Source organism: Nonomuraea sp. N2-4H, from assembly GCF_045291505.1.
GTDB lineage: Bacteria > Actinomycetota > Actinomycetes > Streptosporangiales > Streptosporangiaceae > Nonomuraea > Nonomuraea fastidiosa.
On record NZ_CP147987.1, the window covers coordinates 7995893 to 8020648 of the forward strand.

At 70.6% G+C, this 24756-nt stretch carries 21 protein-coding genes and 1 pseudogene; 16 read left to right on the forward strand and 6 right to left on the reverse strand.

Annotated elements, in window-relative coordinates; all coding sequences use genetic code 11:
• The first annotated feature begins 49 nt into the window (after positions 1–49).
• The 9 genes from WBK31_RS37040 to WBK31_RS37080 all read left to right on the forward strand — a co-directional run bounded on the left by WBK31_RS37040 (position 50) and on the right by WBK31_RS37080 (position 11134).
• Positions 50–1084: a phosphotransferase family protein gene (locus WBK31_RS37040; protein ID WP_406673916.1), complete on the forward strand. Its 1035-nt coding sequence runs from the start codon at positions 50–52 to the stop codon at positions 1082–1084.
• A 69-nt stretch (positions 1085–1153) separates the two neighbouring features.
• A complete protein-coding gene (locus WBK31_RS37045; RefSeq protein WP_364064103.1) occupies positions 1154–1675 on the forward strand; it encodes a DUF305 domain-containing protein in 522 nt (173 codons plus the stop codon).
• A 210-nt stretch (positions 1676–1885) separates the two neighbouring features.
• Complete coding sequence (locus tag WBK31_RS37050; RefSeq protein WP_364064100.1) at positions 1886–2584, forward strand: FadR/GntR family transcriptional regulator; 699 nt, start codon at positions 1886–1888, stop codon at positions 2582–2584.
• 19 nt (positions 2585–2603) lie between these two features.
• Positions 2604–3854, forward strand: coding sequence for an ABC transporter substrate-binding protein (locus WBK31_RS37055; RefSeq protein WP_378785744.1), 1251 nt, complete (start codon positions 2604–2606; stop codon positions 3852–3854).
• Between the two features lie 17 nt (positions 3855–3871).
• Entirely contained in the window at positions 3872–4717 is an 846-nt protein-coding gene (locus tag WBK31_RS37060; protein ID WP_378785743.1) for a carbohydrate ABC transporter permease, read from the forward strand.
• Complete coding sequence (locus WBK31_RS37065) at positions 4714–5526, forward strand: carbohydrate ABC transporter permease (RefSeq protein ID WP_364064091.1); 813 nt, start codon at positions 4714–4716, stop codon at positions 5524–5526. Before WBK31_RS37060 ends, WBK31_RS37065 begins: the two co-directional genes overlap by 4 nt.
• Complete coding sequence (locus WBK31_RS37070) at positions 5523–8465, forward strand: glycoside hydrolase family 38 C-terminal domain-containing protein (protein ID WP_406673917.1); 2943 nt, start codon at positions 5523–5525, stop codon at positions 8463–8465. The genes WBK31_RS37065 and WBK31_RS37070 overlap by 4 nt, the downstream gene beginning before the upstream one ends.
• Positions 8462–9688 carry an enolase C-terminal domain-like protein gene (locus tag WBK31_RS37075; protein WP_364064086.1) on the forward strand — a complete coding sequence of 409 codons (1227 nt, stop codon included), beginning with the start codon at positions 8462–8464 and terminating at the stop codon, positions 9686–9688. The genes WBK31_RS37070 and WBK31_RS37075 overlap by 4 nt, the downstream gene beginning before the upstream one ends.
• A 9-nt stretch (positions 9689–9697) precedes the next feature.
• Positions 9698–11134: a S10 family serine carboxypeptidase-like protein gene (locus WBK31_RS37080; protein ID WP_364064084.1), complete on the forward strand. Its 1437-nt coding sequence runs from the start codon at positions 9698–9700 to the stop codon at positions 11132–11134.
• On the opposite strand, the gene WBK31_RS37085 is transcribed toward WBK31_RS37080, so the two are convergent.
• From WBK31_RS37085 to WBK31_RS37105, 5 genes are all read right to left on the reverse strand, one after another.
• A complete protein-coding gene (locus WBK31_RS37085) occupies positions 11093–11935 on the reverse strand; it encodes a hypothetical protein (RefSeq protein ID WP_364064081.1) in 843 nt (280 codons plus the stop codon). The two genes, WBK31_RS37080 and WBK31_RS37085, sit on opposite strands and share 42 nt — an antisense overlap.
• A gap of 74 nt (positions 11936–12009) precedes the next feature.
• Positions 12010–12429 (reverse strand): peptidase inhibitor family I36 protein, encoded by a 420-nt coding sequence (locus WBK31_RS37090; protein ID WP_364064079.1) that lies wholly within the window; start codon positions 12427–12429, stop codon positions 12010–12012.
• 298 nt (positions 12430–12727) lie between these two features.
• Positions 12728–13498 carry an SDR family oxidoreductase gene (locus tag WBK31_RS37095; protein WP_364064077.1) on the reverse strand — a complete coding sequence of 257 codons (771 nt, stop codon included), beginning with the start codon at positions 13496–13498 and terminating at the stop codon, positions 12728–12730.
• Positions 13495–14457: a DUF4432 family protein gene (locus WBK31_RS37100; protein WP_364064074.1), complete on the reverse strand. Its 963-nt coding sequence runs from the start codon at positions 14455–14457 to the stop codon at positions 13495–13497. The genes WBK31_RS37095 and WBK31_RS37100 overlap by 4 nt, the downstream gene beginning before the upstream one ends.
• A gap of 44 nt (positions 14458–14501) precedes the next feature.
• Positions 14502–15674: a DUF4185 domain-containing protein gene (locus WBK31_RS37105; protein WP_406673918.1), complete on the reverse strand. Its 1173-nt coding sequence runs from the start codon at positions 15672–15674 to the stop codon at positions 14502–14504.
• A gap of 166 nt (positions 15675–15840) precedes the next feature.
• On the opposite strand from WBK31_RS37105, the gene WBK31_RS37110 reads away from it, so the two are divergent.
• The 4 genes from WBK31_RS37110 (at position 15841) to WBK31_RS37125 (ending at position 21622) form a co-directional block, all read left to right on the forward strand.
• On the forward strand, positions 15841–17451 hold the full coding sequence (locus tag WBK31_RS37110; protein WP_378785740.1) for an ABC-F family ATP-binding cassette domain-containing protein: 1611 nt from the start codon (positions 15841–15843) through the stop codon (positions 17449–17451).
• An 88-nt stretch (positions 17452–17539) separates the two neighbouring features.
• Complete coding sequence (locus WBK31_RS37115) at positions 17540–18343, forward strand: hypothetical protein (RefSeq protein WP_406673919.1); 804 nt, start codon at positions 17540–17542, stop codon at positions 18341–18343.
• Positions 18344–18478: 135 nt separating this feature from the next.
• Complete coding sequence (locus WBK31_RS37120; RefSeq protein WP_406673920.1) at positions 18479–20029, forward strand: RNA polymerase sigma factor; 1551 nt, start codon at positions 18479–18481, stop codon at positions 20027–20029.
• A 549-nt stretch (positions 20030–20578) separates the two neighbouring features.
• A complete protein-coding gene (locus tag WBK31_RS37125) occupies positions 20579–21622 on the forward strand; it encodes a C40 family peptidase (RefSeq protein WP_364064059.1) in 1044 nt (347 codons plus the stop codon).
• Positions 21623–21628: 6 nt separating this feature from the next.
• Here the strand turns inward: WBK31_RS37125 and WBK31_RS37130 are convergent, their stop codons facing one another.
• Positions 21629–22120, reverse strand: coding sequence for an inorganic diphosphatase (locus WBK31_RS37130; protein ID WP_364064056.1), 492 nt, complete (start codon positions 22118–22120; stop codon positions 21629–21631).
• Positions 22121–22228: 108 nt separating this feature from the next.
• Between WBK31_RS37130 and WBK31_RS37135 the strand changes: the two are divergent.
• From WBK31_RS37135 to WBK31_RS37145, 3 genes and pseudogenes are all read left to right on the forward strand, one after another.
• A pseudogene (locus WBK31_RS37135) lies at positions 22229–23281 on the forward strand (D-alanyl-D-alanine carboxypeptidase/D-alanyl-D-alanine-endopeptidase); the annotation flags it as partial.
• 104 nt (positions 23282–23385) lie between these two features.
• Positions 23386–23628, forward strand: coding sequence for a D-alanyl-D-alanine carboxypeptidase (locus WBK31_RS37140; RefSeq protein ID WP_406675559.1), 243 nt, complete (start codon positions 23386–23388; stop codon positions 23626–23628).
• Positions 23629–23673: 45 nt separating this feature from the next.
• Positions 23674–24756: a zinc-dependent metalloprotease gene (locus WBK31_RS37145; protein ID WP_364064050.1), complete on the forward strand. Its 1083-nt coding sequence runs from the start codon at positions 23674–23676 to the stop codon at positions 24754–24756.

A 24756-nucleotide genomic window follows, 5' to 3' on the forward strand; every position in this document is an offset into this window, starting at 1 on the left:
CGTCCCGTCGCGTCGGCCGAGGCTGGCGGGCGGGTGGCTGGAGCGGGTCATGCGGGCAAAGGCGGCCGGTGTGAGTGAGGCGGAGGCTTCGAGCGGGGCTGGTCCGGTCGGTGGTGGCGGGGGTTCTGTGAGTAGCGCGGGGGTTGCCGGTGGGCGGCGGTTTGCGGGGCGGGACCGGCTGGCCGGGCTGGTACGTGAGGTGTTCGGCCCCGGAACCCGGCTCGACGGGGTGGAGCGGTTGCGGGGTGGGACCAGGAAAGGGGTCTATCGGCTGACGTTCGGTCGGGGGCCCAGTGCTGTTCTTTACTCCTGGGCGGTTGAAGAGAACTTCTGGGGTGATGAAGGGGGGCCTTCGGGGCTGCAGACCTTTCTCGCGGCTCATCAGGAGTTCAGTGCGCTGGGCGTGCGGGTGCCGCGGCTGCTGTTCGCCGACGGGAGCGGGCGGCACTACCCGGGTGAGGTGGCGGTCGTTGAGGATGTGCGCGGTGGCACGCTTGAGGAGCGGCTTCGAAGGAACGACCTCAGAGGTCTGAGCCCGCTGGCGGCTTACCTCGAAACGATGGCGGGGCGGCGGTCGGCGGGGCTCGGCAGGGTCGGGCAGGTCGAGGCGGGGGTGTGCCCGGATGTCGTGCTGGGGTGGGCGGTCAAGGATCTGGCGGAGGCGGCGGGACGGGTCGAGGCCATCAGGCGGGAGCGGGACGCGTTCGAGGAGCTGCTGCGGGAGATGGCGGCCGGCATCGAGCCGCGTACGGAACACGCGCTGATCCACGGCGAGCTGGGGCCCGACCACGTGCTGATGGACGACGGCGGCGAGCCGGTGCTCATCGACATCGACGGGGCGAAGTTCTTCGACGTCGAGTGGGAGCACGTCTTCCTGCGGCTCAGGTTCGGGGAGCACTACCCGCGGCTGCGGATCGAAGGGCTGGACGAGGCCAGAATGCGCTTCTACCGGCTGGCCCAGAGCCTGGCGCTGGTGGCCGGGCCGTTGCGGCTGCTCGATGGGGACTTCCCGGATCGGGAGGCGATGATGGCGATCGTCCGGCACCACATCGGGCAGGCGCTCGGCTTCGTACGGGGTGGGTGACAGACCTTGCGCAGGTGGGCAATCCTCCAATAGGAAGGTTTCCTGGCTGATAAGCGGGAGTTGAGGCGGTTGCGTACGGTCTTAGCGGTCCTCGGGCTCCTGCTCATCACGGCCTGCGGCCAGCGGAAGGACGAGCCGCCGGTGAACGCCGACGACGTGATGTTCGTCCAGATGATGGTGCAGCACCATCGGCAGGGCATCGAGATCGCCCAGATCGGCGCGGCGCAGGCGACCGACCCCGAGATCAAGACGCTGACCTCGGCCATCGTGGCCACACAGCGGGACGAGGTCGAGATGCTGAAACGCTGGCTGCGCGACTGGGACCAGCCGGTCACGCCGCCGAGCAGCGCCCACGACCACCACGGCGGCATGCCGGAGACCGACGCCAAGCGCATCCAGGCGCTGAAGGTGTCGAAGAACTTCGAGTACGACCTGCTCAACCTGCTCATCGCCCACCAGGACGACGCCGTGCAGATGGCCTCGGCCGAGGTGGCGGGCGGGGCCCACCCCGAGGTGCAGAAGTGGGCGGCCCAGGTGCAGAGCTCCCGTAAGGGGCAGATCGATCTGATGCTCAAGCTGCTCAAGAGTTAGGCCGCCCCGCTGCTCGCTGGGCGCCGCGGTTGCTCTTCCGGGCTCTCGCGCGTCCCCGGCTCGCCTGCGGACCGGGGGTTCGGCGGGTCGTCGTGTGCGGGGTGGTCCGGGGAGAACCTGCTCGGAGCGGTACGGGCCTCACATGGCGATCTGTGACGAATCGATATCCCTCATAGACGCCACACCCGAAAAGTGATTAGATCACTTGATATGTCCGAGGTAACGCGGCCCTCGCTTTCCGACGCTCTCACCGAGCGCATGCTGGAGCTCATCCGTACGGGCGGGCACCGGCCCGGCGACAGGCTGCCCTCGACCAGGGAGCTCTCCCAGCGCTTCGCCGTCACGACTCCGACGTTGCGCGAGGCGCTGCGCAGGCTCGAGGCCACCGGGGCCATCGAGATGCGGCACGGTTCCGGCATCTACGTCGGAGCCGCCATAGAGCGGCTGGTGCTGCCCAATCCGAACATGCGTGAGATGCACGCCCCTCAGCTCCTGGACCTGCTCGGCGCGCGGATCGTCATCGAGCCGCCGCTGGCGGCGATGGCCGCCGAGCACGCCGGCGAGGAGGAGATCGCGGCGCTCAGGCAGGTGCTCGACGAGGCGGGCAGGCATCTGCGGGGCGAGGACGCCGAGTTGCACGAGGCGAACATGACCTTCCACCGGGCGACCGCCCGGATGGCGGGCAACAGCGTCCTGCATGAGGTGGTCGACTCGCTGCTGACCGTGCACGGCCCGGAGCAGCGCGAGATCCTGCATCTCTTCGACGACCGGCGCCGCGACTATGAGGAGCACCTGGCGATCCTGGGGGCCATCGAAGCTCGCGACGCGGCGCAGGCCGAGGAGCGGATGCGGGCCCACCTGGTCGATGTGAAGACCGTTATCGAGCACAGGTTGCAATCCCCCCGATGAGAACCAAGGAGGCCGGCCCATGTTCCGGTCACGTGTGGCCACGCTCGGCGTGGCGGCGCTCGTCCTGGCCGCCTGCGGTGGCAACGGCGCCGGCGAGCAGCAGAAGAAGACGGAGCTGACCCTCTACAACGACAAGGGCGCGTGGTCGAAGTACTTCGACGAGATGGGCGCGCTGTCCAAGCAGAAGATCGGCCTGGGCATGAAGCCGACGGGCTACACGGACTCGGCGCAGTACCAGGCGTTCATCAAGGCGTCGTTCCGCACGAACGTCAAGCCCGACCTGTTCACCTGGCAGACCGGGGGGATGCTGGAGGAGATCGTCAAGCAGAAGCAGGTGGCCGACACCTCGGCCATCTGGCAGGAGGCGATCAAGGCGGGTGACCTGTCGGAGGACCTGCTGCCGTACTACACGGTCGGCGGCAAGCAGTACTGCGTGCCGATGAACGTCGCCTACTGGGGGATGTTCTACAACAAGAAGATCTTCGACAAGTACGACCTGAAGCCGCCGCAGACGTGGGACGAGCTGGTCCAGATCGCCGAGACCTTGAAGAAGAACGGGGTCAAGGCGTTCTACCACACCAGCGTGCTGTTCTCGTTCGTCTGGTTCGAGCAGCTCCTGGCCGGCACCGACCCCGACCTGTACGACCGGCTCTCCACCGGCAAGGCGAAGTACACCGACCCGGGCGTGGTGCAGGTGATGGAGCGGTGGAAGCAGCTCATCGACGCCGGATATTTCATTAATCCGGGGGATAAGACGGACCCGGGCGACGTCCTGAAGAACGGCAAGGCCGCGATGGTCACGTTCGGCACCTGGTTCAACACCAGCATGACCAGCCGCGACATGAAGGCCGGCACGGACTACGACTTCTTCGTCATCCCGAACGTCAACCCGTCGCTGCCGAAGACGTCGATGATCTTCGAGAGCGGCCCGCTGTGCTCGCTCGCCAAGGCGGCCGACCCCGAGGCCAGCATGAAGTACCTCAAGTGGTGGACCACCGCCGAGGCGCAGGAGAAATGGGCCAAGAGCCGCGGTGACGTCAGCGCCAACCCGAAGGTGACGATCGACGACAAGGCGCTCGGCACGGTCACCAAGGACGCGGGCAGCGGCAAGTACCGCCTGGTCAACCGCTACTTCGAGGCGACGCCGCCGCCCATTCTGAACGCCGCGCTCGACGGGTTCGGCAAGTTCGTCACCGAGCCGGACTCGTACATGGAGGTCCTGCAGACCATCCAGAAGGCCGCCGACGAGTACTGGAGCACGCACCAGTGAGTGCGGCCCCAACTCAGGTGAAAGCCCCGCTGCTCGGCCGGTTCAGGCATGGGTACGTGGCGCCCGCCGCCCTCCTGGTCGCGGTGCTGCTGTACGCGCCGTTCCTGTGGACCGCGTACCTGAGCCTGACCCGCTACGACGGCCTTGAGCCGCCCGCCTGGACCGGCCTGGCCAACTTCGGCAAGCTCTTCGCGGACACCGCGCTGCTGACCTCGACCCGCAACACGCTGATCTGGGTGATCGGCACGATGGTGCTGCCGGTCGGGCTCGGGCTGCTGGTCGCGGTGCTGTCGTACGACATCAAGGGCGGCGCGTGGTTCCGGGCGCCGTTCATGCTGCCGTACGCGCTCAGCGGCGCCGGCCTGGCCATGGTGTGGAGCCCGATCCTGTCCCACGGCGGCATCGCGAACGTGCTGCTCGGCGTGGACACGGCGTTTTTGCAGGACGCGCCGGTGAACACGCTCGCGATGCTCGCGGTCTGGACCTGGCAGCAGCTCGGCGTGAACACGCTGCTGTTCGTCGTGGGCCTGCAGTCGATCCCGAAGGAGCCGATCGAGGCGGCGCGGCTGGACGGCGCGTCCGGCTGGCGGCTGTTCCGGCACGTGATCTGGCCGCTCATGCGGCCGCTGACGGCGGTCGTGGTGGGTCTCGCGCTGGTGGCGAGCCTGAAGACGTTCGACATCGTCTGGGTGCTGACGCAGGGCGGTCCTGGACGCAACTCCGAGACGCTCGCGGTGACCATGTACAAGGAGACGTTCGTGGCCAGCGACTACGGCTACGGCTCGGCGGTGGCGGTGATGCTGACCGTCGTGACGGGGCTGGCCTCCTACCTGTATCTGCGCAGGCAGGTGACGGCCACGTGATCCGCCGTGCCGTGCTCGTCGCGCTCGGGCTGATCTGGCTCGGGCCGACGTACCTGCTGCTCGTCAACGCCGCGCGGCCGTCCGATGCGTACGACCCGGCCGGCGCGTGGCTGCCCTCGGGCGACTTCGCCCTGTTCGACAACGTCGCGACGGCGCTGGAGAGCGCGAACCTGACGCCGAGCCTGGCCAGCACCGCGCTCTACAGCGTGCTCTCGCCGCTGCTCGGCGTGCTGATCGGCGCGCTGGCGGGCTACACGATCGTGGTGCTGCGGCTGCGGCACGGGTTCTGGTGGTTCCTGCTGATCTTCGGCGGCACCGTGTTCCCCTCGCAGATGCTGCTGGTGCCGCTCTTCGTCGGCTACAGCGACGCCGGCCTGTACGACAGCCGCCTCGGCATGCTCCTCATCTACACCGCGATCAACGTGCCGCTGGCCGCGTTCGTGCTGCGCAACTTCTACAGCGGGGTGGCGTTCTCGATCTTCGAGGCGGCCCGCATGGACGGCGCCTCGACGTGGCGCATCTTCTGGCGCATCTACCTGCCGATCTCGTTCACGGCGCTGACGGCGGTGTTCATCCTCGAATTCACCTTCATCTGGAACGACCTCATCTTCGGCCTGACCCTGACCCAGACCGAAGAGGTCAGGCCGGTCATGACCGCCATCGCGGGTCTCATGACCGACGTGTACGCCGGCACCCCGGTCCCGGTCGGCCTGGCCGCCGGGCTCGTGGTCTCGCTGCCGACCGTGGTGTTGTTCCTGGCAACCCAGCGCCTCTTCGCCAGGGGCCTGTCTCTAGGGAGTGTGCAATGACCAGCCGGTTGCTCCAGCGCAGCCTGGGGAGTCCCGACTACGACGGGATCAGGCAGGCGCTGCGAGACGACACCTCGACGCCCGTGATCAGCGTGCGCGGGCTGGAGGTCCGGGTCGCGGTGCTGCCGCTGTTCACCCACGACGGACGCCAGGCGGTCCGGGTCTCCAGCACCGAGCCGCTGACCCACGTGCTGGTGGGCGTGGACAGCGCGACGGGCCGCGATGTGACGCTGCTGGTGCCGGAGGTGGACGCGCCGCGCGAGTTCACGCTGGAGTGCCGCGACGACGCGGGCGTCGTGGGCAGCGCGCGGATCACGGTGACGCCGCAGCGCAAGTGGAACGTGTTCGTGGTGCATCACTCGCACCTCGACATCGGCTACACCGACCCGCAGGGCACGGTGCTGCGCCACCACCTCGACTACCTGGACGCGGCCGTACGGCTGGCGCAGGAGAGCGCGTCCTGGCCGGACGACGCGCGCTTCCGCTGGACGGTCGAGTCGTCGATGCCGGCGCTGCGCTGGCTGGAGGCCAGGCCGAAGGAGATGGTGGACGCCTTCGCCGAGCTGGCCAGGTCGGGGCAGATCGAGGTGACGGCGCTGCCGTTCCAGCTGCACACCGAGGCGTGCTCGACCGAGGAGCTGCACCGGCAGCTCCGCTTCACCGCCCAGTTGGAGCGCCGCTACGGCTTCGCCACGAAGTCGGCCATGCACACCGACGTGCCGGGCGCGGTCGTGGGCCTGGTGGACGCGCTCAGCCAGGCCGGGGTGCGCTACCTCGCCGCCGCGCACAACTGGGCCGGGCGGTCGGTGCCGTACCTGCACGGCGGTGACAAGCTGACCAGGCCGTTCCGCTGGCGGGCGCCGAGCGGCAACGAGATCCTCGTGTGGTTCACCGACACGCCGCACGGCATGGCGTACATGGAGGGCAACACGGTCGGGCTGACCGACTCCTACGAGCTGGCCGACGACCTGCTGCCGCGCTACCTGTCGGCGCTGGCGACGCGCGGCTACCCGTACGGGCCCGGCACGTTCGGCTGGCAGGGGCCCGACGCGCCGAAGGAGCCGTACGAGCTGGACGTGCTGCACCTGCGGGTGCAGGGCGCGCACGCCGACAACGCGGGCCCGTCGATCGTGCCGGCCACGATCGCGCGGCGGTGGAACGAGCAGTGGGCCTACCCGCGGCTGCGCAGCGCGGTCAACAGCGACTTCTTCGAGTTCGTCGAGGAGCGCTACCACGACCGGCTGGCGGTGCACGAGGGCGACTGGACCGACTGGTGGGCCGACGGGCTCGGCTCGGGGGCGCGCCCGCTGGGCTACGTGCGCAGGGCGCAGTCGGCGCTGCGGGTGGCCGAGACGCTGCACACGCTGGCCGGGGTGGACGCGACGGAGCGCATCGACGCGGCGTACGACAAGGTCGCGCTGTTCAACGAGCACACCTGGGGCGCGGCGAACCCGTGGGAGGACGCCGAGGAGGGCGGCGACTCGGGCGGCCTGCAGTGGACGCGCAAGTCGTCCGGCGCGTACGACGCCCAGGACGACGCCTCCGACCTGCTGCACGCGGCGACCAGGCGGTTCGGCGCGGCGCTCTCGGACGCGGGCGCGGTGGATGACACACGCGGCGCGCTGGCCTCGTTCGCCGTCTTCAACCCGGCCACGTGGGCGCGGACCGACGTCGTGCGCGCGTTCCTGCCGAGGGACGTGGTGGGCACGGAGGTGCCGATCGCGATCGTGGACGCCAGGACGGGTGAGCGGCTGCCGCACCACGAGGAGCCGGTGGACCCGGCGGACTGGCCGACCCGGCCGATCGGGCGGCACGTGCACGCGGTGGTGAAGGACGTGCCGGGCTACGGCTACGTACGGCTCGACGTCGTCCCCGGCGAGACGCAGGCCCCCGAGCCGGTCGAGCTGGACGAGAGCGGCGTGATCGAGAACGAGTTCTACCGCGTGGCGTACGACGTGCGCGAGGGCTACATCGGCTCGATCTTCGACAAGCGGGCCGGCCGCGAGCTGGTCAACGGCGACGCGGCGGCCGGCTTCGGCCAGTACGTCTACGACCAGTACGCCACCGCACCGCACTTCAACCACCTGTCGGGCCACGTCGGCGCGCACGACCGCACGCTGCTCGGCAACCGGTCGATCGGCGAGCACGCGCGGATCACCGAGGCGAAGCGCACGGCGGTGGGCGAGCGGCTGGTCGTGGAGCTGCGCGGCAAGGGCGTGGACTGGATCCGCACCACGATCGAGCTGCACAACGGCGTGCCCAGGCTGGATCTGACCTATCAGCTCGCCAAGCAGGGCACCGCGGCCAAGGAGGCGGTGTTCCTCGCGTTCCCGTTCGCCGCGGGCAAGGCCACGGCCTGGGAGCTGACCGGCGGCGTCGGCGGCCCCGACGTGCCGCGGGTGCCGGGCTCGGCCGAGTACATGCTGCCGATCAGGCACTGGATCGCCTTCGAAGACCCCGGGCTGACCATCGCCTGGGCCACGCTGGAGGCGCCGCTGGTGCAGCTCGGCACCATCCACATGCCGTACGCGCCGTTCCCGCCGACGCTGGAGCAGGAGGACGGCACGGTCTACTCGTGGGCGCTCAACAACATCTGGGACACCAACTTCCCCGCGCAGCAGCAGGGCGAGACGACGTTCCGGTACGCGGTCACGTCCGAGAGCGGCGCGAACGGGCGGCGGCTCGGCGCGGCGGCGGCCGCGGGCCTGTGCGAGCCCTTCGTGGGCGCGCTGATCACCGGCGGCCCGCGGGCGTCGGAGACGTACGTGACAGTTGACCATCCCGACGTGCTGGTCACGTCGGTGGGCTGGGACGGCGTGCGGCTGCAGTCGCTGGCCGCCGAGCCGGTCGAGACGAAGGTGACGATGCCGGGACAGGAGCCGGTCGAGGTGCGGCTGCCCGCCTGCGGGGTGGCCGTGGTCAGGGGGACGCGTCAGTGAAGATCGTCGACATCCGGGCCACGACGGTGGCCGTGCCTCTGGAGGCGCCGCTGCGGCACAGCAACGGCGCGCACTGGGGGCGCTTCGTCCGGACGATCGTCGAGGTCGAGGCCGACAACGGGCTGGTCGGGCTGGGCGAGATGGGCGGCGGCGGGGAGAGCGCGGAGTCGGCGTTCCGCGCGCTGGTGCCGTACCTGAAGGGGCACGACCCGTTCCAGCTCGAAGCGCTGCGCTTCAAGGTCGCAAACCCGACGGCCTCGCTCTACAACAACCGCACGCAGCTCCTCGCCGCGATCGAGTTCGCCTGCCTCGACCTGGTCGGGCAGCGGCTCGGGGTGCCGGTCTGCGACCTGCTCGGCGGGCGTATCAGAGACCGGGTGCCGTTCGCGTCGTACCTGTTCTTCCGGTACGCCTCCGACGCCCACGCCGAGATCCGCACCCCTGACCAGCTCGTGGAGCACACGAGGCGGCTGAAGGAGCGGCACGGGTTCACCGTGCACAAGCTCAAGGGCGGCGTGTTCCCGCCGGACTACGAGCTGGAGTGCTACCGCGCGCTGGCCGAGACCTTCCCCGGCGACCGGCTCAGGTACGACCCCAACGCGGTGCTGTCGGTGGCCGAGGGCCTGCGCTTCGGCAAGGCCATCGAGGGCCTGAACAACGACTACCTGGAGGACCCGGTCTGGGGGCTCGAAGGGCTGCGGGCCGTGCGCGAGCGGGTGAGCGTGCCGCTGGCGACGAACACGGTCGTGGTGAACTTCGAGCAGCTCGCCTCCAACGTGCTGCGCAGGAGCGCCGACGTGGTGCTGCTGGACACGACGTTCTGGGGCGGCATCAGGCCGTGCGTGAAGGCGGCGGGGGTGTGCGAGACGTTCCAGATCGGGGTGGCCGTGCACTCCTCGGGTGAGCTGGGCATCCAGCTCGCGACGATGCTGCACCTGGGCGCGGTGCTGCCGAACCTCACGTACGCGGCCGACGCCCACTACCACCAGCTCAGGGACGACGTGATCGAGGGTGGGAGGATGGCGTACTCGGAGGGCGCCATCGCCGTGCCGGACGGCCCGGGTCTGGGGGTGCGGCTCGACCGCGACAAGGTGGAGCGGTACGCCGAGCTCTACCGCGAGCTGGGCGGCTACCCCTACGACCGCGACCCCGGGCGTCCCGGCTGGTACGCCACGGTCCCCAACGAGAGGTTCGCGGACCCGACGGTGGAAATCGCACCATAATGGGGCGATATGTCTGAAGAGTCGAAGCCTGCCGCCCCCGCCGACAACCTCGTCACCTCCTCCCACACGCTGCCGACCGGCGAGTCGTACACCGCCACCGCCGGCACGCTGGTGCTGCGCGAGGAGGTGACCACCGACGGCACGTTCGAGGGCCTGCGCCCCAAGGCCGAGGTGTTCGTCACCGCCTACACCCTCGACGGCGCCGACCCCGGCAGCAGGCCGGTGACCTTCGCCTTCAACGGCGGGCCCGGCTCGTCCAGCGTGTGGCTGCACCTGGGCGTGCTCGGGCCGCGCAGGGTCGTCATGGGCGACGCCGGTGCGCTGCTGCCGCCCCCGTACGGGCTGGTGGACAACGAGGAGAGCCTGCTGCGGGTGAGCGACCTGGTCTTCATCGACCCGGTCTCCACCGGCTACTCGCGGGCCGCCCAGGGGGAGAAGGCGGAGCCGTACCACGGCTTCACCGGAGACCTGGAGTCGGTCGGCGAGGTGATCAGGCTCTGGACCACCAGGAACGCGCGGTGGATGTCGCCGAAGTTCCTGGCCGGCGAGTCGTACGGCACCGTGCGGGCCGCCGGTCTCGCCGAGCACCTGCAGTCGCGCTACGGCATGTACCTCAACGGCGTCATCCTGATCTCCTCGGTGCTCGACTTCATCACCGGCGAGTTCAACGACGGCAACGACCTGGCCTACGCGCTCTACCTGCCGACGTACGCGGCCATCGCCCACTACCACGGCCTGCACGGCGACCGGCCGCTCGCCGACGTGCTGCGCGAGGCCGAGGAGTACGCCGACCGCGACTACCTGTGGGTGCTGGCCCGCGGCAACCGGCTCACCCCGGAGGAGCGCGCCGCCGCGGTCGCCAAGATCGCCCGGCTGACCGGGCTGAGCGAGGACTACGTCGACCGGGTGAACCTGCGCATCGAGCACATCAGGTTCTTCACCGAGGTGCTGCGCCACCGGCGGCAGGTCGTCGGCAGGCTCGACGGCCGCTTCACCGGCTGGGACCCCGACGCCGGCCGCGAGCACTTCGCCGCCGACCCCAGCATGGACGCGATCATGGGTCCTTACAGCGCGGCGCTCAACCACTACCTGCGCACCGAGCTGGGCTACGCCAGCGACCTGCCGTACGAGGTGCTCACCTCGCGGGTGCGGCCGTGGTCGTACAAGGAGTTCGAAAACGCGCACGTGCAGGTGGTCTCCCGGCTCGGGGCGGCCATGCGGGCCAACCCGCACCTGCGCGTCCACGTGGCCTGCGGCTACCACGACGGCGCCACCCCGTACTACGCCGCCGAGCACACCTTCGCCCACCTGCCCGTGCCGCCCGAGCTGACCGGCAACATCGAGTTCAAGTACTACGAGGCCGGCCACATGATGTACGTGCACGAGCCCAGCAGGCTCGCCCAGTCAGCCGACCTCGCGGCGTTCGTCCTCGGCGAGCAGGCGTGAGGCCTTCGCCAGGCGCTGCTCCAGGTTCTGGCGGAGGGCGGCGAACCTGTCGGGGTTGTCGCGGATGAGGGCCCGCTGCAGCTCGGCATCGGCCGCGTACCAGGCCGCGACCAGGCCCGACGCCCACTTGCACCGGGTGTCGGCGGTCGCGGTGCGGCGCTCCTCGTCCGTCACCGCCGTGGGCTCGTCGAGGTTCCAGCGGCTGTCGCCGATGGCCGCCTCGGGCGACGGATAGGAGTGGCCTGCCTGCTTCATGCACGACTGCCAGCGCTTGACCGCCGCCGTCACCGACGGGTGCTTGGCGGCCTGTTCGAGCGTGAGCGAGTCCTGCAGCGCGAGCCACGGCCAGTCCGCCTTGCGCGCGCCCTCCTCCAGGGCGAGCGTGGCGCGGTCGAGGCAGCCGCGGTCGGCCGCGGTGCCGTACAGGCGGTGCCGGGCGCGTTTGGGCAGCTTGCCGGCCCAGGCGCCGGTCGTGTCGGGAGACGGCGGCCTGGCCAGGTGATAGCCGTGCGTCTTGGCCGCGTCCGGGTCGGCGACGCCGTAGCGGCGGGAGTTGCCGGGATCGATCGCGGCGATCTGCGCCGCGCTCTCGGCGGGTGGGTCGATGGTGATGCCCTGCTTGCGCATGCACCTGACGACGAGACGGTTGTGGGCGTTGCCCAGCGTGGCCCGCTGCTCGGGAGTGGTCTTGTACGCGTCGAACGGGAGCACCAGGTGCGACACCGAGGTGACGCCCTTGGCGGGCGCGGGCGGTGCCGCCGGCTTCTCGACGCCGCAGGCCGCGGCGGCCGTCGCCAGCACCAGCGTGCTCGCGAGGAGTCCGCGGCAGCCGGTTTCCGAGGGCCAAGCCCGGAAACCGGCACTCCCTGTCTTACTCAGCGGCACCAGATGTCGATCGCGCTGGCGCGGTCGTTGCCGATGGCGTTGTTCGCCAGGTAACCGTCGTTCGAGTTGTGGGTGAACGTGCTGTGCGCGCCGGTGTAGCCGGGGTGCTGCCACAGCGTGGCGCTGCAGCCGATGCGGTTGCGAATCGAGCTGGTGTCGTTGTCCATGCTCGTCCAGGAGTTGCTGAAGTCCCAGTTGAGCCAGTTGTTGTCGGCGAAGTTGGAGTCGTCAGAGACGAAGTCCCGCCAGTGGTCGACCTGGCCGCGGTTGTAGTCGTAGCCCGCGTACAGGCAGACGCGACCGCCGTAGCAGGTCGAGCGGGGGCTGGCCGCCGCCGCGGCGGCCGGGGCGACCACGGTGAACAGCGTGGCCGCGGCGATGAGACCGGCGGCCTTCTTGGTGAGCCTCACAGGTTTCTCTCCGATCAGTGAGTCGTTTTCGGCCTGGAACCCGACAGGCGGCGAATCGCCCGCGAGCCGCGTTGACCCCCGCGCGATCGCTTGAAGGCTCCGCGCCCGTGCAGGGTCGCGGGCCCGGCCCGCCGCACTCACTGCTATCAAGGCCCCGCACAACGCTTTCACGGCGTTGGCAGAAGACTTGGCCCTCGTGGAGGAACCCGTGGCCTGCGCTCGACCTATTCGGGAAGCGTCGGCTACTCGGGCCGGCTACTCGGGGAGGCTACTCGGGCCGGCTACTCGGGGAGGCCGGCTACTCGGGGAGCGCTGCCGGGTTCTGCGCGAGCAGCCCGCCGTCCACCCGGTGCTCCGCGCCGGTCACGAACGACGAGCGCGGCCCCGCCAGGAACGCCACCACCTCGGCCACCTCCTCAGGACGGCCCACCCGGCCCAGCGGGTGGCTCTTGCCCCACTGCGCGACCTGCTCCTCCTGCGACAGCTCGCCCCGCCACAGGTCGGCCGCCCAGCGCAGCATCGGCGTGTCCACCGAGCCGGGGCAGACCGCGTTCACCCGGACGCCGTCGCGGGCGTGGTCCAGCGCCATGGCCTTGACCAGCCCGTTCAGCGCGGCCTTGCTCGCCGTGTACGCCGCCACCTGCGCCTGCGAGGCGAACGCCTGCACCGACGACACCACCACGATCGACCCGCCGCCCCTCGCGCGGAGCTGCGGCATCGCGGCCTTGCAGGTCAGGTAGACGCCCTTGAGGTTGATGTCGAGGACCTCGTCCCAGACCTCCTCTGGGGTGTCCTCGACCGTGCCGTAGCGCTGCACGCCCGCGCAGGTGACCACGATGTCGAGACCGCCGTACCTGGAGACCGCGAGGTCCACCAGGCCGCGCATGTCATCGGCGCTGCGCACGTCGGCGACCCGGCCGGTGACGCGCTCGCCGTCCCGCTCGGCCTCCTTGTCCACGCCGCAGTACACCACCGACGCGCCGCCGGCCGCGAGCCGCTCGACCACCGCCCGCCCGATGCCCATCGAACCGCCGGTGACCAGCGCCACCTTGCCGTCGAACTCGCTCATGCCACGACCTCCGCGCGCAACCTCAGCACCTTCGTCTCGTACGGCTCCAGCACCAGGGCCGTGCCGTTCTCCACGGCGGTGGCCAGGCCGTTGGTTGGCATGCCGGCGAACGGCTCGAGGCCGACCGTGTACGCCTCACCCCACCAGGGGTACCCGGTGGTGGCCCCGAACTCCTGCCACATCCACAAGTACGGCAGGAGCGCGGCGTCCCACTCCACCCGGAAGCCGATCTCACCGGTGATCTCGTACCAGCCTTCGGAGAAGCCGGTCAGGTAGACGATGTCGCTCGGCGTGCCGGGCTCGGGCACCACGCTCAGGTCCAGGTCGCCGCCGCCCTCGGCGGGCACGACCGGCCACTGCCACGGCCCGCCGGGCTTGACCCGCCGGCCGCCGGGCGCGATCGGGACGTCGTGCGGGATCACGGTGACGCCGTCGGGCAGCCGGATCCGCGCTCCCGGGTGCAGGAACGGCCGGCCGAACACGATGTGCTGGCCCCACATGGCGTGCAACCGCTGCCCCGACTCGTTGGTGGCGGACGCCTCGATCTCCAGCGCGGCCGCGCCGTACCGCAGCCGCAGCACCTTCTCCATCCGGTACGGCAGCCGCCGCGTCCGCACGCCGAGCCGTACCGCGACCTCCTCGGGGGAGTCGGCGACCACCTCGCACTCCCAGGGCAGCGCGAACACCTCGCCGTGCTGGGCCAGCCGCGCGCCCCGGTACTCGCTGGGCGCGCCGCCGTTGGGGAAGACGTCCTGCCAGCCGCCCTCGTAGTAGTCGGCGAACGGCGCGACGTCGTCGGGCGCGCCCTGAAAGTGCTCGCGCGGGTCGCGCAGGCCGCGCGGGGTGAGCCAGACGAGGTCGGTGTCGGTGGGCTTGTGCAGGAACTCGATGACGTCGCCGCCCTTGTCGGGCAGCACGGTCACGCGCAGCCGCTCGTTCTCCAGCGTGACCGCGCGCATTCCCTCGATCGTGCCCTGTCGCAGGCGGGCCGCCCAGTTGCGCCTCACGTGAACGTCACATCCAGGAATCGGGGGCGGTAGATGGAGACGTCGTCGTAGTGGTCGGTGTTGACGAAGCTGTTGACGTTGTACGACACCACGAGCCCTGGCCCGTCGATCTCCGGGTGGGCGTGGGCGTTGTAGGTGAAGATGTTCCCGCCGGTCTCGGGGGTCGTGTAGACGTGCTGCTTGCCGGTGAAGGGACCGGCGGGGGAGCAGGCGGAGTACGCGACGATGGTGGGGTTGAGCGGCTCGGTCGTGTCATGCGTGATCAGGACATATCCCGATCCGACCTTGCTGACGCTGTACTCGTTCGCCACACCCTCCATGATCCGCGCGGAGTCGGCCTCGTCGGGCGACCAGCCGCCGTCGGCCGTGCGGTACTCCCACGGCCCGAGCAGGCTGTTCCCCTTGACCCTGGCGATGTGCATGTACTTAGGCGAGCCGTGGTCCTCGACCCCGTAGACGTAGGTGTAGCCGCCGTCCCTGAGGATGCCCGACGCCCAGGACACGCCGTTGCCGCTGGGCAGGTCGTGCACGCTCAGCGGGCGATCGAGCCGCCCAGGGGAGAAGCGCGCGACCACGTTGCGGTGCCAGCGCCAGTCCCAGGCGCCGGGGCCGAAGCGCTCGTACTCCTGGTAGGTGACCTCCACGACGCCGCCGGCCAGCGTCGCGTCGCCGGCCCAGTACCAGTGGTCCTCGTCGCGCGGCGGCATCACGGCCTTGGGCGCGTCCGGCGTGCCGCCGTGGATGGTGGACAGGCGGCCGTCGCGCTCGACGGCGAACGTGTTGTTGAGGAACACGGTCGTGCCGCCCTCCTCGACCACCGGCGGCCGGGTGCCGTCCGGGTTGACCTTGCCGAGGAACGTGTCGGAGAAGATCCACAGCTCGCGGCCGCCGGGCAGCTTCAGCGAGTAGGTGCCGTCGGCGCCCGTCCAGTCGTCCAGGCGGTTGTTGTCGTTGCCGTACTTGGTGAACAGGCTGGTCAGGCGGAGGTTGGGGGTGGCGCCCGCGACCGTGGGCGCGCAGGCGGCGCTCGCCTTCGCGGTCTGTGCGGGGGCCTGCTGCTGTGCGGTGGGTACGGGTTTCGGCGGGGCGGCCCAGGCGGGCTGGGGTACGGCGGTGAAGCCGAGCAACGCGATGGCGAGGGGGGCGAGGGCTGAGCGGAATCGCGTCATGACCGGTCCTAGGGGGAGGGGAGCTCCCTACAGTTCTAGTCATTAGATCACTTGGTGTCCAGGGGTGAAGTGAGGTCTTCGGGCGGCCTGCTCTTGCGGTTTCATGCGGGTTTGCGGGCCGGAAAACCGAATGACCGCCTGGCTGCCCGGCCGCTACCCTGCCCGGGTGGGTCACGTGGAAGTAGCGCATCTGACGTACGTGCTGCCGGACGGGCGGCCGCTGCTCAACGACGTCTCCTTCCGCATCGGCGAGGGCGTCAAGGCGGCGCTCGTCGGCCCCAACGGCGCCGGCAAGACCACGCTCATGCGCCTCATCGCCGGCGACCTGCAGCCGGTCGAGGGCGGCGTGGCGAGCTCCGGTGGCCTGGGCGTGATGCGGCAGTTCATCGGCAGCGTGCGCGACGGCAGCACCGTACGCGACCTGCTGCTCGGCGTCGCGCCGCCGGCCGTGCGGGAGGCGGCGGAGCGGCTCGACGAGGCCGAGCTGGCCATGATGGAGCGCGACGACGAGAAGACCCAGCTCCGCTACGCCCAGGCCATCGGCGACTACACCGACGCGGGCGGCTACGACATCGAGGTGCTCTGGGACACCTGCACGGTCGCCGCGCTCGGCCTGCCGTACGAGCGGGTCAAATACCGCGACGTGGCCACGCTGTCGGGCGGCGAGCAAAAGCGCCTGGTCCTGGAGGCGCTGCTGCGCGGCCCCGACCAGACCCTGCTGCTCGACGAGCCCGACAACTACCTCGACGTGCCCGGCAAGGAGTGGCTGGAGCGGCAGCTCAAGGAGACGCCCAAGACCGTCCTGCTGGTCAGCCACGACCGGCAGCTCCTCGCCAACGCGGCCGAGCGCATCATCACCGTCGAGTCGGGCAACATCTGGATCCACGGCGGCGGCTTCGCCACGTACGCCGAGGCGCGCAAGGCCCGCAACGAGCGCCTCGACGAGCTGCGCAGGCGCTGGGACGAAGAGCACGCCAAGCTCAAGGCCCTGGTCAACATGCTCAAGAACAAGGCGCGCTACAACGACGGCATGGCGCCCGCGTACCACGCCGCCCAGACCAGGCTGCGCAAGTTCGAGGAGGCGGGGCCGCCCGAGGTCGCGCCGAGCGAGCAGCGCATCTCGATGCGGCTGCGCGGCGGGCGTACCGGCAAGCGCGCGGTGATCTGCGAGCAGCTCGAGCTGACCGGCCTGATGCGCCCGTTCGACCTGGAGGTCTGGTACTCCGAGCGGGTCGCCGTGCTCGGCTCCAACGGCTCCGGCAAGTCCCACTTCCTGCGCCTGCTGGCCGGCGAGCCGGTCGCGCACAAGGGCGTGGCCAGGCTGGGCGCGCGCGTGGTGCCCGGCCACTTCGCCCAGACCCACGCCCGTCCTGACCTGCTCGGCCGTACGCCGGTCGAGATCGTCATGACCGAGCACGGCAAGCTCAAGAACGAGGCGATGAAGGCGCTGGCCCGCTACGAGCTGGCAGGCCGCGTCGCCGAGCAGCGCTTCGAGACGCTGTCGGGCGGCCAGCAGGCCCGGCTGCAGATCCTGCTCCTGGAGCTGTCGGGCGCCACGCTGCTGCTGCTCGACGAGCCGACCGACAATCTCGACCTGGCCAGCGCCGAGGCGCTGCAGGCGGGACTCGACGCGTTCGAGGGCACGGTGCTCGCGGTCACCCACGACCGCTGGTTCGCCGCCGACTTCGACCGCTACCTCGTCTTCGGCTCCGACGGCACGGTCTACGAGTCGCCCGAGCCGGTCTGGGACGAGACCAGGGTGGTGCGCCCGCGCTGACCGCGCTGGACCAGGGGGCGGCAAAGAGTTGGTACGGCTGGCGCGTGTCCGGTGACGGGCGTGCCCATGACCGGGTTATCACGGCAAAGTGATCCCGCGTAGCCGAACCGTCAGCCTCCTCGCACTCGGGGCGATCTGCCTCGCCGGGTGCGCGAGCGAGGAACGTACCGTCAAGCCGCAGCTCAAGCCGCTCGCGCTCAAAGAGCAGGTCTCGAACATCGTCAAGTCCGCCGACGGCTACGCCGTCAACTGGGCGGGCGTGCTGACCAACGCCAACCCGTGGCACTTCGGCGAGCACGTGGTGGCCACCATCGTCGGCCACGACGCCAAGGGCGCCGAGGTGCTGAAGCTGGACCAGCCGCTCGACGCGGTGCCGCCGGGCGGCTCGCTGGCGTTCACCGGGCAGGCGCCCACCTCGGTGAAGCCGGCGAAGGTGACGATCCAGTACCGCCCGGCGCAGTGGCGGCAGGCGGCGCGGATTCCTTCGGCGTTCCAGCGCTTCCCGATCAGCCGGGTGCAGACATTGCCGCAAAAAGACGGCTCTTACCTCATTACCGGATATGTCGATAATCCATATCAAATGCCGGTGAGCAGCCTGGTGGTGACCGCGATGTTGCGCGACAAATCCGGCAAGCTGCTCGGCGGCGGTGACACGTTCGTGGACGACGTGAAACCGGGCAGCCCGCCGCGTTTCGTGCTGTCGGTGCTCGGGCTGCCCAAGAACGCCAAGGTCGCCACGACCGAGGTCACCGCCAGGACCTGGGGGTCCACCGGGCGTCCGTACGAGGAGCTGGCGCTGGCCGGGGCGCGGCCGATGCACACCGTCAAGCCGACGACCGAGCCGTTCGCGGTGGACAGGAGCACTGCGGTCGTGTCCGAACTCAAGCAGTGATTTCCGCAAATTTCGGGCGGAAATGGCTTACAGCGGGAAATTTCCGTACGGGATTCCGCCCGCTCTCCGACAAGAACCGGCGATAAGCCCGGAAGTGGTGGAACTACTAGTTACGGATCCATTACCTTCGGTCACATGACTGACCGCGTCCTGGTGGAAGCACTCCGCGCCCGCGATCCAGGGGCGATCGCCGCGCTCTACGACGCGTACGCGGAGAGCGTCTACCGCTACTGCTGGTCCCTGCTGCTGAGCGCCGAGAGCGCTCAGGTGGCTCTCCGCGACACGCTGATCGCCGCCGAGGCGCACGCCGGCGCCCTGGCCGACCCCGACAGGCTCCGTACCTGGCTGCTCGCGCTGGCCAGGGCCGAGTGCCTGCGCCGCAGGGCCGCCGAATCGCCCGACGCCGGCGAGAGCCTCGCCGAGGCGCCGCAGCTCGACGACCCCGCCGACGCCGACCTGCGCGTCATGGCGTGGCACGCCGTACGCGGCCTGCCCGCGCCCGAACGCGAGGTGCTGGAGCTCGTCCACCGCCATCGGCTGCCCGGGCCCGAGCTCGCGCAGGTGCTCTCGCTGCCCATACGCCAGGTCGAGCTGCTGCACGAGCGGGCCCGCGAGAGCCTGGGCGACGCGATCACCGCCGAGGTGCTGGCGAGGAAGGGGCCCTACGACTGCCCCCGCCGGGCCCGCATCCTGTCCGGCTTCTCCGGCGAACTGACCGCCGAAATGCGCGAGCACCTGGTCCGCCACCTGCCGCGCTGCGAGGTCTGCTCGCCGCACCGGGGCCGCGAGGTCTCCGTCGCCAAGGTCTACGAGCTGCTGCCCGAGCCCGCGCTGCCCGAGACATTGCGCGTTCGGGTGATGAGCTGCTTCGCCGACCCCGAACTGCTGCCCTACCGCCGCTACGTCGCCCGCCGCACCGCCGTGCTCGGCGCCGCCGGGTTTCCCCTTCCCGCCGCGCACCACGTTCGGCGGTGGCCTCAGGCGGTGGCGGGCGCGCTGGCGTCGGTCGCGACCGTGGTGGCGATAGCGGTCATCTTCCAGCACATCGGACGCGAGAACGGCGGCGTGACCGGCGTCGCCACGGCCGCCTTCCCCGCCACCGGCGAGCCGCCCGGCATCCGCCTGCCCTGGCAGGCCGACCCCGAGGACGTACCGCTGGCCGTCATGCCCATCCTCGACGGCACCGCCACGCACCCCCTCGGCGTCACCGGCTCGCCCATCCAACCGCCCCCCGCCGTTCCGATGACCACCACCCCGACCACGCACCCGGTGCCGTCATCCCCCCATGGCGAGCCCGCACCGCCGTCGGAGCATCCGGTCCCACAGCCGACCAGCCCCGCCTCACCTCCCGTAACGCTCCCGCCCCAGCCACCGACCCACCTCACCCCACCCGCGGGCTCTCCGTCCACGCAGCCTTCGCAGAACCAGCCGACGAGACACCCCCACACGCAGCACCCCCGGACAAAGCACCCCCACACGCAGCACCCCCACACGCAGCACCCCCACACCGAACGCCCGCACACCAAGCACCCACCCCGCCCTCACCCATGGCCACCTCACACCCGTACTCCCACCCCGACTCCCACAGCGACCGTCACGGAGACGCCCACGCAAACCCCCACACCCCCTCCGACCACCCCCACCGAGGCCCCGGCCATCACCGCCACACCGGATAACCGCAGCTGACCCTGCGCCTGCGCCTGTGCACCCGCCGCCCGTGCGGCCTCGCCCCTCGAAGGCTTCGCAGTCGCCTCCCGGGGCGTCGCTCGGCGCTTGGCGTTTCCCCGACCGGCCTGAGCCCGTTCGCTCCTCTCCGACCTCAGCTCCGTACGACCCGCGCCTTCGCGCGAAGGACCTCAGCCCCGTACGACCCGCGCCTTCGCGAAGGACCTCGGTCGCGCGCGGCCGAGTGGCGGTTCGCCTGCCCACCCCTTTCGCTGCCGACGCCGGCCCCGTGCCGTCCGCAGGTCCGCACTCTCACGAAGAAGCTCGGCCGGCGCGTCCGGGGGCGGCTTGACCCCTCTCGCCGACCCCGGGCCCGCGCCGGCAGATCACCGTTTGGCCAGTGGTTCGGAAAGGGGCAGGTGAGGCTCGGTAGAGTCACGTTACGTGTGTTAACCCAGGGGAATCGTGCGCATAGAGTAACCAACGGTTTCAGGGGGACCTATGCGCGCATTCCGGGCCGGGCTCCTCGTTGCCTGCCTGCTCGCCACCTGTCCGCCGTGCCCGCCGGCCGTGGCCGAACCCAGAGGGCCGTCCGCCCGGGACGTCAAGAAGGCCCGCCAGCTCGTACGCCACCGCTCACACCAGCTCAGCAAGACCACGGCGGCCCTGGTCACCGCCCAGTCGCGGCTGGACCGGCTGGCGGCGGAGGTGGAGCGCCTGGTGGAGGCGTACAACGGGGAGATGGTCCGGCTGCACCGGGCCGAGCAGGCGCACCAGCAGGCCACGGCCCGGCTGGCGGCCGCTGACGCGGAGGTGGAGCGGGCCCGCCAGGACGTCGCGCTGCTCGCCGCCGAGAGCTACGGCGGTCTGGGGACGGTCAAGCCGTACATGGCCATGCTGGCCGACCGGGGCGGCACGGAGGGGTTCCTGCACCGGGCGAGCGTCCTCGGCTACCTGGAGGAGGAGCAGGCGGCCGTCATGCGGCGGCTGCGCGACGCCCAGGAGGTGGCCACGATCCTCAGGACGCAGGCCGCCCGCGCCCACGCCGAGCGGCTGGCGGCGGCGGAGAGCGTACGGAAAGCGAAGATCGCCGCCGAGAAGGCGGTGGCGCGGCAACGGCGCGAGACCAAAGAGCTGATGGCCCGCAAGACGACCCTGCAGCGCAAGGTGAACGCCGCCCGCGCCCGCGCCCGGCTGCTGGCCAGGCGGCGGAACGCGGCGCTGTCAGGGCTCGTCAGAGGTGGTTCGAGGCTGGGGGACGTGGCCGCGAACTGGGCGCTCACCCAGCTCGGCAAACCGTACGTGTGGGCCGCCGCGGGCCCCGACACCTATGACTGCTCGGGGCTGACGATGCGGGCCTGGGAGAAGGCGGGCGTGCGGCTCGACCACTGGACGGGCACCCAGTGGACCTCGGGCCCGCACGTGCCGCTCGACCAGCTGCGCCGCGGCGACCTGCTGTTCTTCGCCCACGTCAGCGGCGACCCCTCGACCATCCACCACGTCGGCATCTACGTCGGCCGCGGCCAGATGGTGCACGCGCCGCAGACCGGCGACGTCGTGCGGGTGGCCTCGATCTGGCGCGGGGACCTGGTGGGCGCCACCAGGCCCCGCTGATGAGGGTCAGTGGTGGCCTTGCTCCTTGGCCCGGCGGAACGAGCGCTCGATCTCGGCCTCGGCCTCGATGCGGCCCACCCAGTTGGCGCCTTCGACCGACTTGCCCGGCTCCAGGTCCTTATAGACCTCGAAGAAGTGCTGGATCTCCAGCCGGTCGAACTCCGAGACGTGGTGGATGTCCTGGATGTGATGCATGCGGGGGTCGGTGGACGGCACGCACAGCACCTTGTCGTCACCGCCCTTCTCGTCGGTCATCCGGAACATCCCCACCGCCCGGCACGTGATGTAGCACCCCGGGAACGTCGGCTCCTGGAGCAGCACCAGCGCGTCGAGCGGGTCGCCGTCCTCGCCGAGGGTGTTCTCGATGAAGCCGTAGTCGGCGGGGTACTGCGTGGAGGTGAACAGCAGCCGGTCAAGCCTGATCTTGCCGGTCTCGTGGTCCACTTCGTACTTGTTCCGTTGTCCCTTGGGAATCTCAACGACAACGTCGAACTCCACCGCGGTTCCTCCGCTCAGGCCCCCGGGCACCCCCGGCTGGGCGTTAATGTCTCGTAAGCGAACACAGGAGAGAGGGCAGGCGACGTGGCGCGGCGTGACCGGTTGGTGATGCTGACCACCCTCGCCGTGCTCCAGGTCCTGACGATCGTCATCGGCGTCTACGCGATAGCGACCGACTTCAACCTGAGCGCGCTGACGAGCGGGTCCGCTTCGACCGATCCGACGGCGTCGCCGGCGGAAGGCTCTCCACCCGTCCCCGTGGTCACCGCGGGGCCTGTGCTGGCCCAGCTTTCGGCGAAGTCAGGAGACGGACCTCTCCCGACTAAGGGTACTTTGACGAAGCAGTTGGCCAGCGCGCTGGGTGACGATGCGCTCGGCGAACGCGTGGGTGCGGCCGTCATCGACACCGCCACGGGCGAGCAGCTTTTCGCCTCCGGCGCCGACACTCCCATCACCCCCGCGTCCACCACCAAGGTCATCACCACTACGGCGGCCCTGGCCTCACTCGGGCCCGACGCCCGGCTGTCCACCCGCGTCGTCCAGGGGTCGAAGCCCGGCGCCATCGTCCTGGTCGGCGGCGGCGACCCCCTGCTTGCCGGTCCCCGCGCCAAGCAATCCGGCTACCCCAAGCAGGCCAGCCTGAACACCCTCGCCGCCCGTACCGCCGCCACGCTCAAGGCGCAGGGTGTGCGCAAGGTCACGCTCTTCTACGACAGCACCCTGTTCACCGGCACCCCCAAGGCGCCCGGCTGGAAGCCCAACTACATCCCCGACGGCGAGGTCGCCCCCGTACACGCCCTCATGATCGACGAGGGCCGCCAGAACCCGGGCATGCGCGCCCCCCGGGTACAGAACCCGCCCCAGTACGCCGCCGACGCCTTCCGCGGGCTCCTCGCCAGGCACGGCATCTCGGTCGCCAAGTCCGTACGCCCGGCGAAAGCCCCCGCGGGCGCCGCCGAGCTGGGCCGCGTCGACTCCGCGCCCCTCTACGCGCTCGTCGAGCACACGCTCACCCGCAGCGACAACGACCTCGCAGAGGCCCTCATGCGGCACGTCGCCATCAAGGAGGGCCAGGAGGCGTCGTTCGCCGGCGGCGCCAAGGCCGTGCTCGCCGTGCTCCAGCGCCTCGGGATCGCCCAGAACGTCTCGCTCTCCGACGGCAGCGGCCTGTCCATCCGCAACCGCATCAGCCCCAACGCCCTCGCCAAGGCCATCGCCCTGGCCGGCTCGCCCAGCACCCCGAGCTGCGCGCCGTCACCACCGGCATGCCCATCGCCGGCTTCTCCGGCACGCTCGGCAACGGCCGGCGCTTCGTCGACAGCCGCAGCAAGGACCAGGTCGGGCTCGTACGCGCCAAGACCGGCACGCTCAACCACGTCAACACCCTGGCCGGGCTCGCCACCACCAAGGACGGGCGGCTGGTCACCTACGCCTTCATGGCCGACCAGGTGCCGGTCAACGCCGAGCCCGTGCTCGACCGGCTGGCGGCCATCGTCGCACGTTCCTGAGCCGGTCCTTCGCGGGGCGGACGAGAAACACGTACCGTGGACGTTATGCAGGTGATCGACTGGGATCTGGCCGTCACGACCGGCACGCGCCTCGTGCGCCCCGGCCCTCAAGTGAGCCGGGAGGAGGCCAGGCAGGCCGTCACCGAGCTCCGCACCCTGTCGCGCGAGGCCGAAGGCCACGTCCGGCAGTTCACCAAGATCCACACGGAGACCGCGCCACGACCGGCGACCATCGTCGACCGGCCCGGCTGGATCAGGGCCAACGTCGAAGGCTTCCGTGTGGTGCTCGAGCCGCTGACCCAGCGCATGGGCAACTCCGAGAACCAGCCGCCGGCCATCGTCAGCGCCGTCGGCTCCCGCATCACGGGCGTCGAGGTCGGGGCGGTCCTCGCCTTCCTCGCCTCCCGCGTGCTCGGGCAGTACGAGCTGTTCCTGCCGCCCGACCCCACCGGGCAGGAGCCCGCGGGGCGGCTCACGCTCGTCGCGCCCAACATCGTCCACGCCGAGCGCGAGATGGGCGTCAACCCCCACGACTTCCGCCTGTGGGTGTGCCTGCACGAAGAGACCCACCGCGTGCAGTTCACCGGCGTGCCCTGGTTGCGCGAATACGTGCGCTCGCAGATGACGGAGTTCCTGCTCGCCTCCGACCTCGACCTGCCCACGCTGCTCGAACGCCTCCGCAACGCCGCCGACACCGTGGCCGACGTCGTACGCGGCGGCGAGGGCAACCTCATCGACGCCATCCAGTCGCCGGGGCAGAAGGAGATCCTCGACCGGCTCACGGCCGTGATGACCCTCGTGGAGGGGCACGGCGACTACGTCATGGACGCGGTCGGGCCGTCCGTGGTGCCGTCGGTGGCCGAGATCCGCTCGAAGTTCGCGCAGCGCCGCGAGGGCGGCTCCCGCCTCGACCGCACGGTCCGGCGGCTGCTGGGGATCGAGGTCAAAATGAAGCAGTACGCGGAGGGCTCCGCCTTCGTCCGTACTGTGGTGGACCGGGTGGGGATGGACGGCTTCAACAAGGTCTGGACGTCCCCCGAAACCCTTCCGACCACCCCGGAGATCGCCGACCCCACGGCCTGGATCAACCGCGTGATAGGCACCGACACTCCGGCCCTTCCCGCCTGA